Source organism: Microvirga sp. BF8 (assembly GCF_059888585.1).
Genome location: NZ_CM187619.1, coordinates 2,521,452 through 2,536,066, shown reverse-complemented (window position 1 = coordinate 2,536,066; position 14,615 = coordinate 2,521,452). Strand labels below are relative to the sequence as shown.

Sequence of the window (14,615 nt, the reverse complement as noted above, 5' to 3'; positions counted from 1 at the left end):
GCACTGGCCGCTCGGATGATCCCATCATGGAGGGGGCGGAGTTAAGGTCTCATGAACCAATCGCCAGCGCGCCCTCACTGCGGACGCCGGTGCGGCGCTTTCAGGCGGGGCGTTCCTGGCCCTGCCGGCCGCGGGCCGCATCGAAGGCGTTGGCCAGGGCCACGTAGCCTTCCACGGGCACGTTCTCGGCGCGGATCGTTTCATCGAGACCGGCGGCAGCGACGATGGCGGCAGGATCGGGCACCAGTGACTTCAGGCTCTGGCGGAGCATCTTCCGCCTCTGCCCGAAGGCGGCACGGGTCACGGCCTCCAGGCTTCGAACCTGGCAGGGCAGGGGCAGCGGGCGCGGCGTCAGGTGAACGACGCTTGACGTGATCTTGGGCGGCGGCACGAAGGCGGAGGGCGGCACGTCGAAGAGGATGCGCGCCTCGGTGCGCCAGCCGCAGAGTACGCCGAGGCGCCCGTAATCCTTCGGACTGCTCTCGTCGGCGACGATCCGCTCCGCCACCTCGCGCTGGAACATCAGCGTCAGGGAATGCCACCACGGCGGCCAGGTCTCGCCCGTGAGCCACCCGGTCAGAAGCGCGGTGCCGACATTGTAGGGCAGGTTCGAGATGATCCGCACGGGCCCGTCCCCGACCAGGGGCTTCGGGTCGAAGGCGAGGGCATCGGCCTCGATGACCTGGAGGCGGCCGGGATAGCGCGTGGCGATCTCCGCCAGGGCCGGAAGGCAGCGCGTGTCACGCTCGATGGCGATCACCTTGGTCGCGCCCGCAGCCAGGATCGCGCGGGTCAGCCCGCCGGGGCCCGGACCGACCTCGATAACTGTTGCCCCCTCGAGTGACCCGGCGGAGCGCGCAATGCGGCTTGTCAGGTTGAGATCGAACAGAAAGTTCTGCCCGAGGGACTTCTTCGCCATCAGTCCGTGGGCGCGGACGACCTCGCGCAGAGGGGGCAGATCGTCGATCTGGCTCATGGCCGACCCGCCCTCCCGGAGAGGCGGGCGGCGAGCCGCAGAGCGGCGAGGAGGCTGTCCGGCCGTGCGATGCCCTTGCCCGCGATATCGAAGGCTGTGCCGTGGTCCGGGGACGTGCGGACGAAGGGAAGGCCCAGGGTGACGTTCACGGCGTCATCGAAAGCAATCGTCTTGATCGGGATCAGAGCCTGGTCATGATACATGGCGAGTGCCGCATCGTAACGGCTGCGGGCCCGGGCGTGGAACATGGTGTCCGCCGGCACGGGACCTACCGCCTCGATGCCTTCCGCCTTCAGGATCGCGACCGCCGGCGCGACGATCTCGCCGTCCTCCCGTCCCATGGCGCCGCTCTCGCCCGCATGGGGGTTCAGTCCTGCAACGGCGAGGCGCGGGTGGGAAATGCCGAACCGGTCCCGCATTTCGCGCGCCACGATGCGTCCCGTACGCACGATCAGGTCCGTCGTCAGGGCGGATGGAACGGACGACAGGGGGATATGCACGGTCACAGGCACGACGGCGAGCTGCTCGCTCCACAGCATCATGACCGGATGGGGCGTAACCCCGTCACGGGCCGCCAGGGCGGCCAGGAACTCGGTATGGCCGGGATGCTCGAACCCCGACTCGTAGAGTACATGCTTCGCAATCGGGTTGGTGACGACCGCCGCGCCGGCCCCGCTGTTCACCAGGGCGACGGCGGTCTCGATGGATTCGATCACGGAACGGGCATTCGCCGGGTCCGGCCTGCCGGGCTCGGCCGAAACCCTGGATACAAGCGGAATGACGGGGAGCGCCTTGTCGAACACCGGCGCCGTCTCGGCCGGATCGACGACCTCTATCGGGACGTTCCAGCCGAAGGACTGCGCCGCTGCGGCAAGAAACGCCGGATCGGTCAGCACGGCGAAGGGAACCGATCCCGCCTCACTGCGCCGGAGCCACGCCTGCAGGGTCAGTTCGGGTCCGATTCCCGCGGGGTCGCCCTGGGTCAGGAGAAGCGGGCACGGCGCCGAAGCGGTCACTGGGTCGCGACACCGTCTTGCGAGGATTCGCTTCCGCTGAGGCTCTGGTTGAACGAAACCTCGCCCAGGGTGCGCAATTCGAGGCGCAGCAGGACCGTGTGGTTGCGGTCCTTCTCGCCGGAGGTGATCGCGACGTCGCGCGGCGACACCGAGTAGCTCACCGAGAAGGTCGTGCACTCGTCGATGTAGCCGAGGCCCACGGACATGGAGCTGACATAGACCGAATTCTGGCGGCTGTAGACGGCCGTGGTCGGATTGGCGGCGTATTGCAGCGCGAAGGTGTCACGGGCCACCAGATAACGGTCAAGATCGAGGAGAAGCGACCCCGTCACGTACCAGTTCGGCGTGATGTTCCAGGTTCCCGAGGTCAGGATGCCTTCGCGCCGATGGTCGAAGCCGATCTCAGGCTGAGCCGCATAGCGGGCATAGGTCAGGCTCGCCGAGAAGGGAATATAGGGATTGAAGTTGGCCGTCACACCGGTTTCGATCCGGTTCAGATCCAGATTGTCCTTGTCGAACCGGCCGCGGGTCACGAAGGTGAAGTTCTTGTTCGGTTGCAGCTGGAATCGGCCCACATAGTCGGAGGCGCGCGAATCCAGTCCCGACCCCAGGCCGGTATTCACCAGATCGGGTTTCGCGAAGGAGTTCGTGCCGGCGACCTGATAGGATTGGCCGAACAGGACGTTGGCGTAGAAATCGTTCGCACCGGTCACCGTGTACTGGATGCCGACATTGGCACGTGTGCCGCCCTCGGCCCGGTCATATCCCGAGAACTTGTCCCAATCGAAGAGCGACGTATCCTCGAAGACGAGGCTCTGGGCGTCCTCGTTCGGGAGCTTGCCGATCCGGGTCTCGCTCGGGCGGGCGATGATCTGCGCGATCGGCTCGATCACCTGCTTGCCCGAGGTGCCGAGGCTGGCGACGAACGGGAAGCGGTATTCGAGGCCGATGGCCGGCATTCCACGGAAGGCCGTATCGTCATCGCCGCTGATGAAGTTCGGCAACTCGTTGTTCTGATAGCCGGTCAGGTCCGGCGAGATCCTGTAGGCGTCGCCTCGCACATAGGCGAACGGCGTCCAGAGCTGGCCGACGGGATCTACGAATTCACGTCGCCACGACAGGTTCAGCGACGCACGGGTGGTCGTGCCGCTCATCCCGCGCAGGAGGCAGGAACTCCTGTCGAACACGGCGCAGGTCTCGTAGAGACCGAAGAGATAGGTCAGCTGCTTCGGAACCTGCTGGTACTGAGCGGCTTGCCGGGACAGACTGGTAACGTTCGCATCGATGGTCAGCTCGCCGCCGATGCCGGCGGGAGTAATGCGCTTGTTGTAATCGACGACAGGGTGGACGACGGGCTGCTGCTTCTGCCAGTCCGTGCTCGAAAGGCCCTGGAAATAGTAGCCCCGCATATCGAAGAACGAACGGTCGCCCTGGCCCTGCAGGTAAAGGGTCGAAATCGACTCCTTCACGTAGATGGCATTCAGGCTCTCGCTGCGCACGCGGTAGTTCTGCAGGAACCACTTGTCCGACAGAAGCGCGACGTCCCAGCCCCATTTCCAGCGCTCGTTGAGGTAGAAGAGGCCGGCGGATTCGAGGGACCCGCGCTCGGTCCTGTCTCCGGGTCCGAGGGGCGATTGCAGAAATACCGTCGGATCCTGCTGCGAAATCCCGGTGGCGCGGATGTTGTAGGTGCCGTTCTCGAGCCGGTGGCGCCACTCGACCTGGGCGAGAAGGCCCTGCCGGCTCAGATAGGTCGGCGTGAATGTCAGGTCGTAATTAGGCGCGAGATTCCAGAAGAACGGGATCGACGCGCCGTAGCCGAGCGAGCTGGAATAGACGTAACGCGGCGACAGGAAGCCCGTCTTGCGCTTGACGGTCGGATCCGGCGTCCAGAAGTAGGGCAGATAGGCAACGGGAATCCCATAAACCTCGAGCGTCGCATCCTCGTAATAGATGGTCTGCTCGCTGTTGTTGTGGATGATCTTCGCAGCCTTGACCTGCCAGAGGGGAGGCTTCTCCGGATGCTCCTTGCACGGTTCGCAGGCGGTGTAGGTGCCGCGTTCGAAAACCGTGGTCTCACCCTCCGAGCGCTCGGCGCGGGGCGAGGAGAAACGGGTCGTGACCGGAACGCCGTTGTCGACGGTCTGTTGCACGACGCGGAGCGAATCGATGAAGCCGCTCTTGAAGTCGTCGGTGAGCTCGAACCGGGAACCGGTGGTGACCCCGCCCTTCTCGTCCGTCAGGCGGGCATTGCCCTCCGCATAGACGCGGCCCGTATTCCGGTCGTAGATGACACGGTCGGCCTGGAGCGTCCGGCCCTGGTAATTGAGCTGGACATCGCCGGAGGCGGAGATCGTGTTCTTGTCGTTGTTGTAGATGATTTCCTTGGCATCGACGAGGAGGCGGTCCGTCCCGGATCCCGGCTGCGCCTGGGCACCGAAGCGCTCATTCAGGGTCTGAGCGAGAACAGGCGTCGACCCGACGGCACAAAGAAGTGCCATCGCGACCGCAGACATTGCGATCGTTGTCTTGACCCGGACCATCGTCACTCCTTGCAAGGCCTTTCCCTAGAGAACTCAACCGTCCTCTTGGTACAATAAGGCGAGAGTCCCCAACAAACTGCCTACGATGGCAGGGAGCCAGGCAGCAACCACCGAAGAGATGATTCCAGAGGCTCCAAGCTCCGCCATAAGCTCCGTGGCGACATAAAGCACGAAGCCGGCGGCGACGCCACCCAGAACCATCATCGCCACACCACCAAATCGAAAGAATCTTAACGAAACGGATGCCGCTACGAAAACCATGGCGATGAAGAGCAGCGGGCGGGCCAGGAGCACGTCGTAGTGGAGCCGGTAGGCGGTGGTGTTGAGGTCCGCTTTCTCAAGGCGATCAATGGTTTCCTTGAGCTTCCAGAACGGCACAGCATCCGGCTCGGTGAAACTCTGGCGGACCTGTGACGGCTGGAGATTCGAGGCGATCATGTAGCGGTCGTAGACATGCGGTTCCTCGACAGCCGAGAGGACCCGCGCGTCCTTGATCTCCCAGTAGCCCTCGTGGAGGGTCGCCTCGTTCGCTTCGATTCGCTGGCTGAAGGCCCCCGAATTGTCGAAGGTGTAGATCGTCACGCCGGTCAGGGTCGCCGAATCGGCGAGAGACCCTTCGGCCCGGAAGATCGCCTGGCCATCGGTGCTCTTCTGGCGCAGCCACAGGGCCTTGCCGTTGGGCTGGAAGGTGCGGGCGAAGACCTTGGCCTCGATGTTCGTGGCCCGTTGCTTGAGCACCGCGGAAACCGGGTTGTAGACCGTCACGGACACGACCCCGATCAGCAGGGCCACCAGGAGGCCGGGCTGAAGGAACTGCCAGGCGGAAACGCCGGCGGCGCGGGCGACCACCAGTTCGAGCTTGCGGCTGAGCTGGAGGAGGCTCGCCATGCTGCCGAACAGGATCGCGAAGGGCATGATCTGCTCGGCGATCGCGGGGGTGCGGAACAGGGCCAACTGGGCCATCAGGGCCGGGGTTGCCCCTTCCGCCTCGCCGGCTCGACGCATGAGCTCGACGAAATCGAGAGTATAGGCGAGCGCGAAGACCGTGGCGAAGACGAGAAAGATCATCTTCAGGAATTGCCTCGAGAAATAACCCCCGAGCGTGGCGCCGATCAGCATGGTCAAGCCTTCTCGAATTTGGTGCCGCGCGTCGGAACAATGCTCCGGAGGAGGCTGGCCGCCTTCGACCGCAGGGTGCGCAGCGCGGAGCCCTGGAAAATCAGAGCCAGGGAGATGGCGATGGCCCCGAGGGGGGCACCATAAACCCAGATGACGGCGAGCGGTGTCCGGACGAGGGCGCTCGAGGCGGCGAAGCCGGCGATGCGCAGGGCGACCACCCCTAGAACGGCCGAGGCCATGGCCAGTCCCCGGCCCTGGCGGGTGGTCCGAGCCTCGCCCAAGGCGGCGAAGGCGATGGTCATCATGGCAAGTGGGTAGAGCCAGGCGGAGAGCCGGTCGTGCAGCTCGGCCCGGAAGCGTCCCTCCTGGTACTGATAGAGAAATTCGGACTTGTCCGGGAAGAGCAGCTGCGTCGTGCTCCGCTCGCGGGGCTTGTAGACGATGTCCCCGTTTTCCTCGTTGAAGGCGGCCAGGTCGACCGCATAGCGCTCGAAGGCGACGATGGAGGAATCCCGGCTGTTCGGCTCCTTGCGCTGGACGCTGCCCTTCTCGAGCACGAGATAGGCCTGGCCGTTCGATTCGACCGTCTGGCCCTTCTCCGCGAGATAGACCACTGCCTTGTCCTTCACCCGCTGGTCCTGCATGAAGATGCCCAGGAGCGCATCGCCCGATTTCTCGCGGTAGTGGAAGGTGATGCCGTTATCGAGGGTGATGAACTGGCCTTCCTTGGCCATGGTCGCCACGAAATCCGCGCGGATCTTGGTCACGAGATTGCGCAGTTCCTGGAAGCTTGCCGGCATCAGGTAGATCGTGATGATGCCCACGACGAAACACACGAAGGCCGCCAGAACCACGAAGGGTCTCAGGAGCCTTCGCGGCGGCATGCCGGCTGCGCTCATGACGATCAGCTCCGAATCGCCATTGAGCTTGTTGAGCGCATAGAGGGTCGCCAGGAACAGGGCCACCGGCGAAATCACGTTGATCAGGGCCGGAAGCGACAGCCCTGTCACCGTAAAAAAGATGAACAATGTCTGACCCTTGCCGGTCAGGAGATCGAGTTCGCGCAATGCCTGCGTAATCCAGATCACCCCGGTGAGGGCGATGAGGCACGCGGCAAATGCCGAAAAGGTGATCTTGAGAATATAACGTTCGAGAAGTGTCATGAAGCCCATCACGGCCGGCGCCTTGGCCCTGGGTACTCTGTCACATGCCCAAAAGGCAAGACCGGCGCTCTCTCCAACAGCTTGAGATTGCGCCGCTTTCGCGGCAATGCTGCGTGATCCCGCGGGTGAATTGCTATATGCCACCAAAAGGTCGCAGCCGGGCCCGCCGGCTCGGTTCCGCAATGGACAGGTTCAAGAGGATTTCATGGCCGACAGCATCAAGATCGATTTTCAGGCTCCCGGCGCCGTGGAGGGCGGGGACGTCGTCGTGTTCGTGGGCGAGAACCTCAAGCCGTCCCCGGCTGTTGCCAAGCAACTGGGCCAGAAGACGGTCGACCTGATCGCGAAGGTGGCCGCGGTCGAGAGCTTCAAGGGGAAGGCAAAGACCGCCATGACCATCGCCGCGCCCGCGGCCCTCTCGGCCGACCGGCTCGTCGTCGTGGGCATTGGCGGCGAAAAGGACCGGGCGAGCCTGGACTGGGCCCAACTCGGCGGGCTGGTCGCCGGCAAGGTCTCGGCGAAGTCCGCCACGATCGTGGTGGATCTCCCCGGCGTCGCGTCGACTCCCGAGGGAATCGCCAATATGGCGCTCGGGGTCCGGCTGCGCCGCTACAGCTTCGACCGGTACAAGACGAAGAAGGACGAGTCCAAGCCGAACGGCACGGGCCGCTTCGTCCTGTCCGTTGCGGATCCGGCGGCGGCGAAGAAGGCGTACAAGGCCGCCGACGGAATCGCGACCGGCGTCACGCTCGCGCGCGACCTCGTCAACGAGCCGCCGAACGTTCTCGGCCCGAAGGAGTTCGCTGCCCGGGCCGAGGCTCTCACCAAGCTCGGGGTCGAGGTCGAGATCCTCGATGAGAAAGCCATGCAGAAGCTCGGCATGCGGGCGCTTCTCGGTGTCGGGCAGGGCTCGACCCGGGGAAGCCGCGTCGCCATCATGCGCTGGAACGGGGCCAGGGCCGGCGCCCAGCCCATCGCCTTCATCGGCAAGGGTGTGGTCTTCGATTCGGGCGGCATCTCGATCAAGCCCGGCGGCGGCATGGAGGACATGAAGGGGGACATGGCCGGGGCAGCCTGCGTCGTCGGCCTCATGCATGCCCTGGCGAGCCGCAAGGCGAAGGCGAACGTGGTCGGCGCCATCGGTCTCGTCGAGAACATGCCGGACGGCAGCGCCCAGCGCCCCGGCGATATCGTCACCACCATGTCGGGCCAGACCATCGAAATCATCAACACCGACGCGGAAGGCCGCCTCGTTCTCGCCGACGTGCTCTGGTACGTGCAGGACCGGTTCAAGCCGAAGTTCATGATCGATCTTGCGACCCTGACCGGCGCCATCCTTGTGGCCCTGGCTCAGGAATATGCGGGCCTCTTCTCCAACAACGACGAACTGGCCCAGCGCATCGCGGCGGCGGGGCAGGCGACCGGCGAGCGCGTGTGGCGCATGCCGCTGGGCCCGGAATTCGACAAGATGATCGAGTCGAAATTCGCCGACATGAAGAACTCCGCTGGCCGTCACGGCGGTTCGAGCACGGCGGCCGCTCTTCTCGAGAAGTTCGTCAACGATGTTCCCTGGGCCCATCTCGACATCGCAGGAACAGCCATGGGCTCGCCCCAGACGGAAACCAACAAGGGCTGGAGCTCCGGCTGGGGCGTGCGGCTGCTCGACCGTCTCGTGCGGGATCACTACGAGGGCTGAGGATGACCATGCTGGAAAGGGACTTCCGACATCTCTTCGCCGAGACGTGCGGGTCTCCATGACGGAAGTCCTTTTCTACCACCTCCAGCAGCAGCCCCTCGAGGCGGTGCTGCCGACCCTGCTCCAGAAATCGCTGGAGCGGGATTGGCGCGCCATCGTGCAGGTGACGACGGAGGAACGCCTGTCCGCTCTCGACGATCACTTGTGGACCTTCACGGACGAGGGCTTCCTGCCGCATGGCACCGACCGCGAGGCTCATGCCGCGGACCAGCCCGTGCTGATCACCATGAGCGAAGGCAATCCCAACGGCGCCTCGATCCGCTTCCTCGTCGAGGGGGCGGGCCTGCCGGAGGATCTCTCCGCCTATCAGCGGATCGTCATTCTCTTCGACGGGAACGATGTCCAGGCTTTGGCCCTGGCGCGCGATCAGTGGCGTGCCGTGAAGGAGGGCGGGCATGACGCGACCTATTGGCAACAGGACGAGCGCGGACGCTGGCAGAGGAAAGCCTGAGGTCCGGAACCGCCAGGAACGGAGGATCGCCTGCTCCGTTTCACCAACGCCGCAAGGATGACCAAGATGAACCGACAGACGCGCATTTCTCTGCTGGCCGCCCTCTGCCTGTCCCTGCTGGGCTCTCCCATGTTGCTGGCCCAGGAGCGGGCAGGGCAGGAGGGCCGGGAGCAGGCGCAACAGGAGCAGCGCCAGCGTTCAGCCGGAGACGCGCAGCGCCTTCCGCCCGCCTCCGTCACCCAGCATACGATCGAGCTGCCCGGCCGGGCCCTTCGCCTGACGGCGACGGCGGGGAGCCTGACCCTCGCCGATCCACAGGGAGTCCCTCAGGCGGAGATCGGCTTCGTGGCCTATACCCAGGACGATGCGGATCCCGCGGCACGGCCGGTGACGTTTGCGGTGAACGGTGGTCCCGGAGCATCGTCGGCGTATCTGAACCTGCTGGCGATCGGTCCCTGGCGGCTCGCTCTCGATGGTCCGACGATCAGCCCTTCCGCTCCACCCGCCCTCGTGCCGAACGCGGAGACCTGGCTCGACTTCACCGACCTCGTCTTCATCGATCCTCCAGGGACGGGCTATAGCCGCGTCCTGGGCGGCGATCAGGTGCGCGAGCGCTTCTATTCCGTCCAGGGCGACATCGATGGTCTCGCGGCCGTCGTCATGCGCTGGCTGAAGGAAAAGAACCGGTTGCAGTCTCCGAAGTTCTTCGTCGGCGAGAGCTATGGCGGCTTCCGCGGACCCATGCTCGCCCAGAAGCTGCAAAACGACCAGGGGATCGGTTTCAGCGGGCTCGTGCTCGTATCGCCGGTTCTCGATTTCGGCTGGCTCGATCAGCGCGCGGGCGCGCCGTGGACGGAGGCGGGACTGCTACCCTCGCTCGCGGCGGCCTCGCTCGCCCGGCGCGGACCCGTCACGCGGGATGCGCTCCAGGAGGCCGAGCGCTATGCCTCGGGCGAGTATCTGACCGATCTCATGCGTGGACTCCAGGACAGGGAGGCCGTCGACCGCGTGAGCCGGCGCGTGGCCGATCTGACGGGACTCAGTCCCGACCTCACGCGGCGCCTTGCGGGGCGAATCGATGCGCGCACATTCCAGCGGGAGGCCCGGCGCCCATCCAATGAGGTCGTCAGCGCCTACGATGCCAACATCGCGACGGCGGATCCGGAGCCGCATGCCAATGTCTCGCGCTTCGAGGATCCGGTCCTGGCGGCGATGACAGCGCCGCTGACGAGCGCGATGATCGATCATCTGACCCGGACCCTGAACTACAGGGCGGAAGGGCGTTACTACCTTCTGAACGAAAACGTGAACCGCGCCTGGCGCTGGGGGAGCGGTCGCAATTCGCCCGAGAACACAGAGGAACTGCGGAGTGCGATGGCGCTCGACGGCGCAATGCGCGTCCTCGTCGTCCACGGCTTCACCGATCTCGTCACGCCTTATTTCGCGAGCCAGCTGCAGCTCAACCAGATTCCCGATCTCGGCCCCGAGCGGCGGTTGGCGCTGAAGGTTTACGACGGCGGCCACATGTTCTATTCGCGCAACGGATCGCGGCAGGCCTTCAGGAGCGATGTGCAGGCGCTTTTCGAGAAGGCGTTGCAGGCGCGGGACGCCGTCAAAAGGGACTGAACACAGCATGCGCATATCGCTTGTCTCTACGCTTGCCGTCGCCGCCGTCGGGCTGGCGGCCTGCAACAGCAGCCGGACCGAAGCTCCGACAATGGCTGCGGCACCGCAGGCCGCCGCTTCGGCGATGCCGGCAGCCTCGGCCTATTCCGGCCCCGTCCTCGGCCCCGATGGGCAATGCCAGGGCAGCGCTCCGGGCATTGCGACAGCCATCGAGCCCGGCATCGGCGAATGCGATCTCGTGCGCCTCAAAGGGAAGGTGCCGACCGACGTTCTCGTCGGCGAGAGCGGCAAGGGACAGCGCGAGGTGCAGGTGCTCTATTCCGAACCCGGTGGTCGGGAGCTCTATTTCTTCGTCAACAACCGGCTCGACCGGATGGTGAAGTAGATCCCGCCAGCATCGTCCGTGGTACGTCCCGTCATGCCGGATTGCCGGCAGGGGAAGCCCGACCCCGGGATGACGGGGTTACGAGACTGACGCTGTCTCGATTTCGCTGCTGACCGCGAGCCATTCCTCCTCGACGGAGGCGAGGGTCTCCGCCGCTTCCGCGCGCATCCTGGACAGTTCCGTGGCCTTTGCCGCGTCCTTCTGAAACGCGGTCCCGTCGGCGAGCGCCGCATCGACCTTGCCGATGACATCGGCGAGCTTCGCCATCCTGGATTCGAGAGTGTCGAGCTTCTTGCGCAGGGGCGCCAACGCCACCCGGCGCTCGGCGGCCGCCCGGCGCTCGTCGGTGCGGGAGGTCGTGGCGGCCTGAGTCCTGTCCTCGCGCTTGTCCGGCTCGAGGTCTCCGGACAGGACGATCTGGCGGTAATCGTCCATGTCGCCGTCGAAGGGCTTCACGGTGCCGTTGCCGACGATCCAAAGCCGGTCGGCGCAGGCCTCGATCAGGAAGCGGTCGTGGCTGACGAGAATGACGGCGCCCGTGTAATCGTTGATCGCTTCCATCAGGGCCGTGCGGCTGTCGATGTCGAGATGGTTCGTCGGTTCGTCGAGAATGAGCAGGTGGGGGCTGTGAAACGCCGCCAGTCCCATGAGAAGCCGCGCCTTCTCCCCGCCCGAGAGGGCGGAGACCGGCGTATCCGCCTTGGCGCCCGGGAATCCGAAACGTGCCGTTCGGGCACGGGCCTTCGCGACCGGGGCGTCGGGCATGAGTGCCGCGACATGCTGGAATGCAGTTGCTGACGGATTCAGTTCGTCCACCTGGTGCTGTGCGAAATAGGCGACTTCCATCTTGCCCGGCCAGCGGATGTCGCCCTTCAGAGGCGGCAGCCTTCCGCCCACGAGCTTGCAGAAGGTCGACTTTCCATTGCCGTTGGCACCGAGGAGGGCGATGCGGTCGTCCGGCTGGATCGTGAGATTCAGCCGGTCGAGGATGGTACGGTCTCCATAGCCGACGGCAACGCCCTCGACGGCGATGAGCGGAGGAGCGATGGGACGCTCCGGGCCCGGCAGATCGAAGGGAAGGACCCCATCCTCGACGATGGTTGTCACCGGTTCGAGCTTCGCGAGCCTCTTAACGCGGGACTGCGCTTGGCGGGCCTTGGACGCCTTGGCCTTGAAGCGATCGATGAAGGATTGGAGATGCTTGCGCTCGGCGTCCTGCTTCGCCTTCATCTTGGCCGTCAGCTCGCGCTTCTCGGCCAGCTGCTTCGCGAAGGAGGAATAGCCGCCGCGATAGATCGAGAGCTTGCCCTGGTCGAGATGGAGGATGTGGTTGACGGAGGTGTCGAGCAGTTCCCGGTCGTGGCTGATGACGAGAACCGTATGCGGATAGCGCCCGAGGTAGTCGTAGAGCCAGAGCGTGCCCTCGAGATCCAGGTAGTTGGTCGGTTCGTCGAGGAGAAGCAGGTCCGGAGCGGCAAACAGGACCGCGGCGAGGGCCACGCGCATGCGCCAGCCGCCCGAGAATGAAGAACAGGGTCGGCTCTGCGCTGCGGCATCGAACCCCAGGCCGTGGAGGATCGCCGCCGCCCGGGCCGGGGCGGAATAGGCGTCGATATCCATCAGTCTGGTTTCGATCTCGGCCCGCCTCAGTCCCTCGGCCGTCTCCGCCTCCGCAAGGAGGGCGGTGCGCTCCCTGTCCGCCGCCAGCACGACTTCGATCAGGCTCTCCGGTCCCCCAGGCGCTTCCTGTGCCACAGCGCCGATCCGGACGCCCCGGGGAAGGGAGATTTCCCCGCTTTCCGGGGCAATCTCACCCTGGATGATCCGGAAGAGCGTTGTCTTGCCTGCGCCATTGCGTCCCACGAGGCCAACCTTGCTGCCCGTGGGCAGGGCGAAGGAGGCCCGGTCGAGGATGATCCGGTCGCCAATGCGATAGGTCAGGTCGTTGACGTGAAGCATAGGCGCCTTTTGGCCCGAGGATGCGCCCAAGGCAAGGCGGAAGGACGACGAGGACGGGCCGCCGGATCCCCATGGCGACAATGCCTCCACGATCAAGCGCCGCCGTGGCTTTCACTTGACTTTGCTGGGTAATGCCATCACAGACACGCCGAAAATAATGACGCGGCCTCAGCTCGCACCGCCTTCGGCGGATTGTATCGATTCGGCGGGTTCTGGGCTGCGAAGGGGTTGTCAGGAGCCTGAAAATGCATGCAAATCGCGCGGTGAAGACCGATGCGGCGCCCGTGAACGTTGCCGAGCTGCTCGCAAGCTTCAAGGCCCGCAAGGCCCGAATCGGCATCGTCGGCCTTGGCTATGTGGGAATTCCCTTGGCGCTGGCGGCGACGAAGGCCGGCTTTGACGTCGTCGGCTTCGACATCGATGCGCCGCGGGTCGACAGGCTCAATCGCGGCGAGAGCTTCATCAAGCATATCCCCGCGGAGATCATCGCCGACGCGGTCAAGAGCGGCAAATTCCAGGCCACCGCCGACTTTGATCGCCTGAATGAACCGGACGCCATCCTCATCGCCGTCCCGACCCCCCTGACCAAGCATCGGGAGCCCGATCTCTCCTATGTGGAGAATACCGCCCGCGCCATTGCACCACGACTCCGCAAGGGACAGCTGGTCGTCCTGGAATCCACGACTTATCCCGGCACGACGGACGAGGTGATCAAGCCGATCTTCGAGGCGACCGGCCTCAAGAGCGGGACCGACTTTTTCCTGGCCTTTTCTCCCGAGCGCGAGGACCCGGGCAATCCCGATTTCGGCACCTCGACCATTCCGAAGGTCGTCGGCGGTGACGGCGCCGATGCCCTGGCCCTGGCCGAGGCCCTCTACAGCCAGCTCATCGTCAAGACGGTCCCCGTCTCCTCCGCCGCGACCGCCGAAGCGGTGAAGCTCACCGAGAACATCTTCCGCGCCGTCAACATCGCACTCGTGAACGAGCTCAAGGTGGTCTATGCCGCCATGGGCATCGACGTCTGGGAGGTCATCGACGCGGCAAAGACCAAGCCGTTCGGCTTCATGCCCTTCTATCCGGGCCCCGGCCTCGGCGGACACTGCATCCCGATCGATCCCTTCTACCTGACCTGGAAGGCCCGCGAGTACGACATCGCGACCCGCTTCATCGAGCTCGCCGGCCAGATCAACACCCGCATGCCCTATTACGTGGTCAACAAGCTCGCGGAAGCCGTTGACCGGAGCGGCAAGGCCTTCACGGGTGCGAAGGTCCTCATGCTCGGCATTGCCTACAAGAAGAATGTCGACGACATGCGGGAAAGCCCGTCCCTGAAGCTCATCGAGCTCATCGAGGCCCGCGGCGCCCATGTGGACTATTACGACCCCTTCATTCCCGTGATCCCGATGACCCGCGAGCATGCGGATCTGGCGGGCCGCAAGTCCACCGCCCTCGATGCGAAGACGCTCGCCGGCTACGACGCGGTACTCATCGCCACGGATCACGACAATGTCGACTACAAGCTGGTCGTGGATCACGCGAAAGTGGTCGTGGACACGCGCAATGCCTGTGCCCGCGCCGGTATTCCGGAAGGTCGGGTCATCAAGGCCTGATCGCGTCAGAC

11 protein-coding genes are annotated in these 14,615 nt (G+C 65.0%); 5 read left to right on the top strand and 6 right to left on the bottom strand.

Annotated elements, in window-relative coordinates; genetic code table 11:
* Window positions 1–100: 100 nt before the first annotated feature.
* Genes rsmA through lptF form a run of 5 tightly spaced genes read right to left on the bottom strand, consistent with a single transcriptional unit; the run spans window position 101 to window position 6,817 of the window.
* Window positions 101–976: a 16S rRNA (adenine(1518)-N(6)/adenine(1519)-N(6))-dimethyltransferase RsmA gene (rsmA, locus tag AC522E_RS12035; protein ID WP_500746505.1), complete on the bottom strand. Its 876-nt coding sequence runs from the start codon at window positions 974–976 to the stop codon at window positions 101–103.
* A complete protein-coding gene (gene pdxA, locus AC522E_RS12030; protein ID WP_500746504.1) occupies window positions 973–1,992 on the bottom strand; it encodes a 4-hydroxythreonine-4-phosphate dehydrogenase PdxA in 1,020 nt (339 codons plus the stop codon). The genes rsmA and pdxA overlap by 4 nt, the downstream gene beginning before the upstream one ends.
* Entirely contained in the window at window positions 1,989–4,535 is a 2,547-nt protein-coding gene (locus AC522E_RS12025; RefSeq protein ID WP_500746503.1) for an LPS-assembly protein LptD, read from the bottom strand. Before AC522E_RS12025 ends, pdxA begins: the two co-directional genes overlap by 4 nt.
* A gap of 33 nt (window positions 4,536–4,568) precedes the next feature.
* Window positions 4,569–5,654, bottom strand: coding sequence for an LPS export ABC transporter permease LptG (gene lptG / locus AC522E_RS12020; RefSeq protein ID WP_500746502.1), 1,086 nt, complete (start codon window positions 5,652–5,654; stop codon window positions 4,569–4,571).
* 2 nt (window positions 5,655–5,656) lie between these two features.
* On the bottom strand, window positions 5,657–6,817 hold the full coding sequence (lptF, locus tag AC522E_RS12015; protein WP_500746501.1) for an LPS export ABC transporter permease LptF: 1,161 nt from the start codon (window positions 6,815–6,817) through the stop codon (window positions 5,657–5,659).
* Window positions 6,818–7,022: 205 nt separating this feature from the next.
* Between lptF and AC522E_RS12010 the strand changes: the two genes are divergently transcribed.
* From AC522E_RS12010 to AC522E_RS11995, 4 genes are all read left to right on the top strand, one after another.
* On the top strand, window positions 7,023–8,513 hold the full coding sequence (locus tag AC522E_RS12010; RefSeq protein ID WP_500746500.1) for a leucyl aminopeptidase: 1,491 nt from the start codon (window positions 7,023–7,025) through the stop codon (window positions 8,511–8,513).
* A gap of 58 nt (window positions 8,514–8,571) precedes the next feature.
* A complete protein-coding gene (locus AC522E_RS12005; protein WP_500746499.1) occupies window positions 8,572–9,024 on the top strand; it encodes a DNA polymerase III subunit chi in 453 nt (150 codons plus the stop codon).
* A gap of 66 nt (window positions 9,025–9,090) precedes the next feature.
* On the top strand, window positions 9,091–10,650 hold the full coding sequence (locus AC522E_RS12000; protein WP_500746498.1) for a S10 family peptidase: 1,560 nt from the start codon (window positions 9,091–9,093) through the stop codon (window positions 10,648–10,650).
* A 7-nt stretch (window positions 10,651–10,657) separates the two neighbouring features.
* Entirely contained in the window at window positions 10,658–11,035 is a 378-nt protein-coding gene (locus AC522E_RS11995) for a hypothetical protein (RefSeq protein WP_500746497.1), read from the top strand.
* A gap of 78 nt (window positions 11,036–11,113) precedes the next feature.
* Here AC522E_RS11995 and AC522E_RS11990 read toward each other — a convergent pair whose 3' ends face one another.
* Window positions 11,114–12,994: an ABC-F family ATP-binding cassette domain-containing protein gene (locus AC522E_RS11990; RefSeq protein WP_500746496.1), complete on the bottom strand. Its 1,881-nt coding sequence runs from the start codon at window positions 12,992–12,994 to the stop codon at window positions 11,114–11,116.
* A 245-nt stretch (window positions 12,995–13,239) separates the two neighbouring features.
* Here AC522E_RS11990 and AC522E_RS11985 point away from each other — a divergent pair, with 245 nt between their 5' ends.
* Window positions 13,240–14,604 carry a nucleotide sugar dehydrogenase gene (locus AC522E_RS11985; protein ID WP_500746495.1) on the top strand — a complete coding sequence of 455 codons (1,365 nt, stop codon included), beginning with the start codon at window positions 13,240–13,242 and terminating at the stop codon, window positions 14,602–14,604.
* The last annotated feature ends 11 nt before the right edge of the window (window positions 14,605–14,615 follow it).

Coding starts and splice junctions, on each gene's coding strand:
- AC522E_RS11995 (WP_500746497.1), top strand. CDS start 10,658: ATGCGCATATCGCTTGTCTCTACGCTTGCCGTCGCCGCCGTCGGGCTG.
- lptG (WP_500746502.1), bottom strand. CDS start 5,654: ATGCTGATCGGCGCCACGCTCGGGGGTTATTTCTCGAGGCAATTCCTG.
- AC522E_RS12010 (WP_500746500.1), top strand. CDS start 7,023: ATGGCCGACAGCATCAAGATCGATTTTCAGGCTCCCGGCGCCGTGGAG.
- AC522E_RS11990 (WP_500746496.1), bottom strand. CDS start 12,994: ATGCTTCACGTCAACGACCTGACCTATCGCATTGGCGACCGGATCATC.
- lptF (WP_500746501.1), bottom strand. CDS start 6,817: ATGACACTTCTCGAACGTTATATTCTCAAGATCACCTTTTCGGCATTT.
- rsmA (WP_500746505.1), bottom strand. CDS start 976: ATGAGCCAGATCGACGATCTGCCCCCTCTGCGCGAGGTCGTCCGCGCC.
- AC522E_RS12005 (WP_500746499.1), top strand. CDS start 8,572: ATGACGGAAGTCCTTTTCTACCACCTCCAGCAGCAGCCCCTCGAGGCG.
- AC522E_RS12000 (WP_500746498.1), top strand. CDS start 9,091: ATGAACCGACAGACGCGCATTTCTCTGCTGGCCGCCCTCTGCCTGTCC.
- AC522E_RS12025 (WP_500746503.1), bottom strand. CDS start 4,535: ATGGTCCGGGTCAAGACAACGATCGCAATGTCTGCGGTCGCGATGGCA.
- AC522E_RS11985 (WP_500746495.1), top strand. CDS start 13,240: ATGCATGCAAATCGCGCGGTGAAGACCGATGCGGCGCCCGTGAACGTT.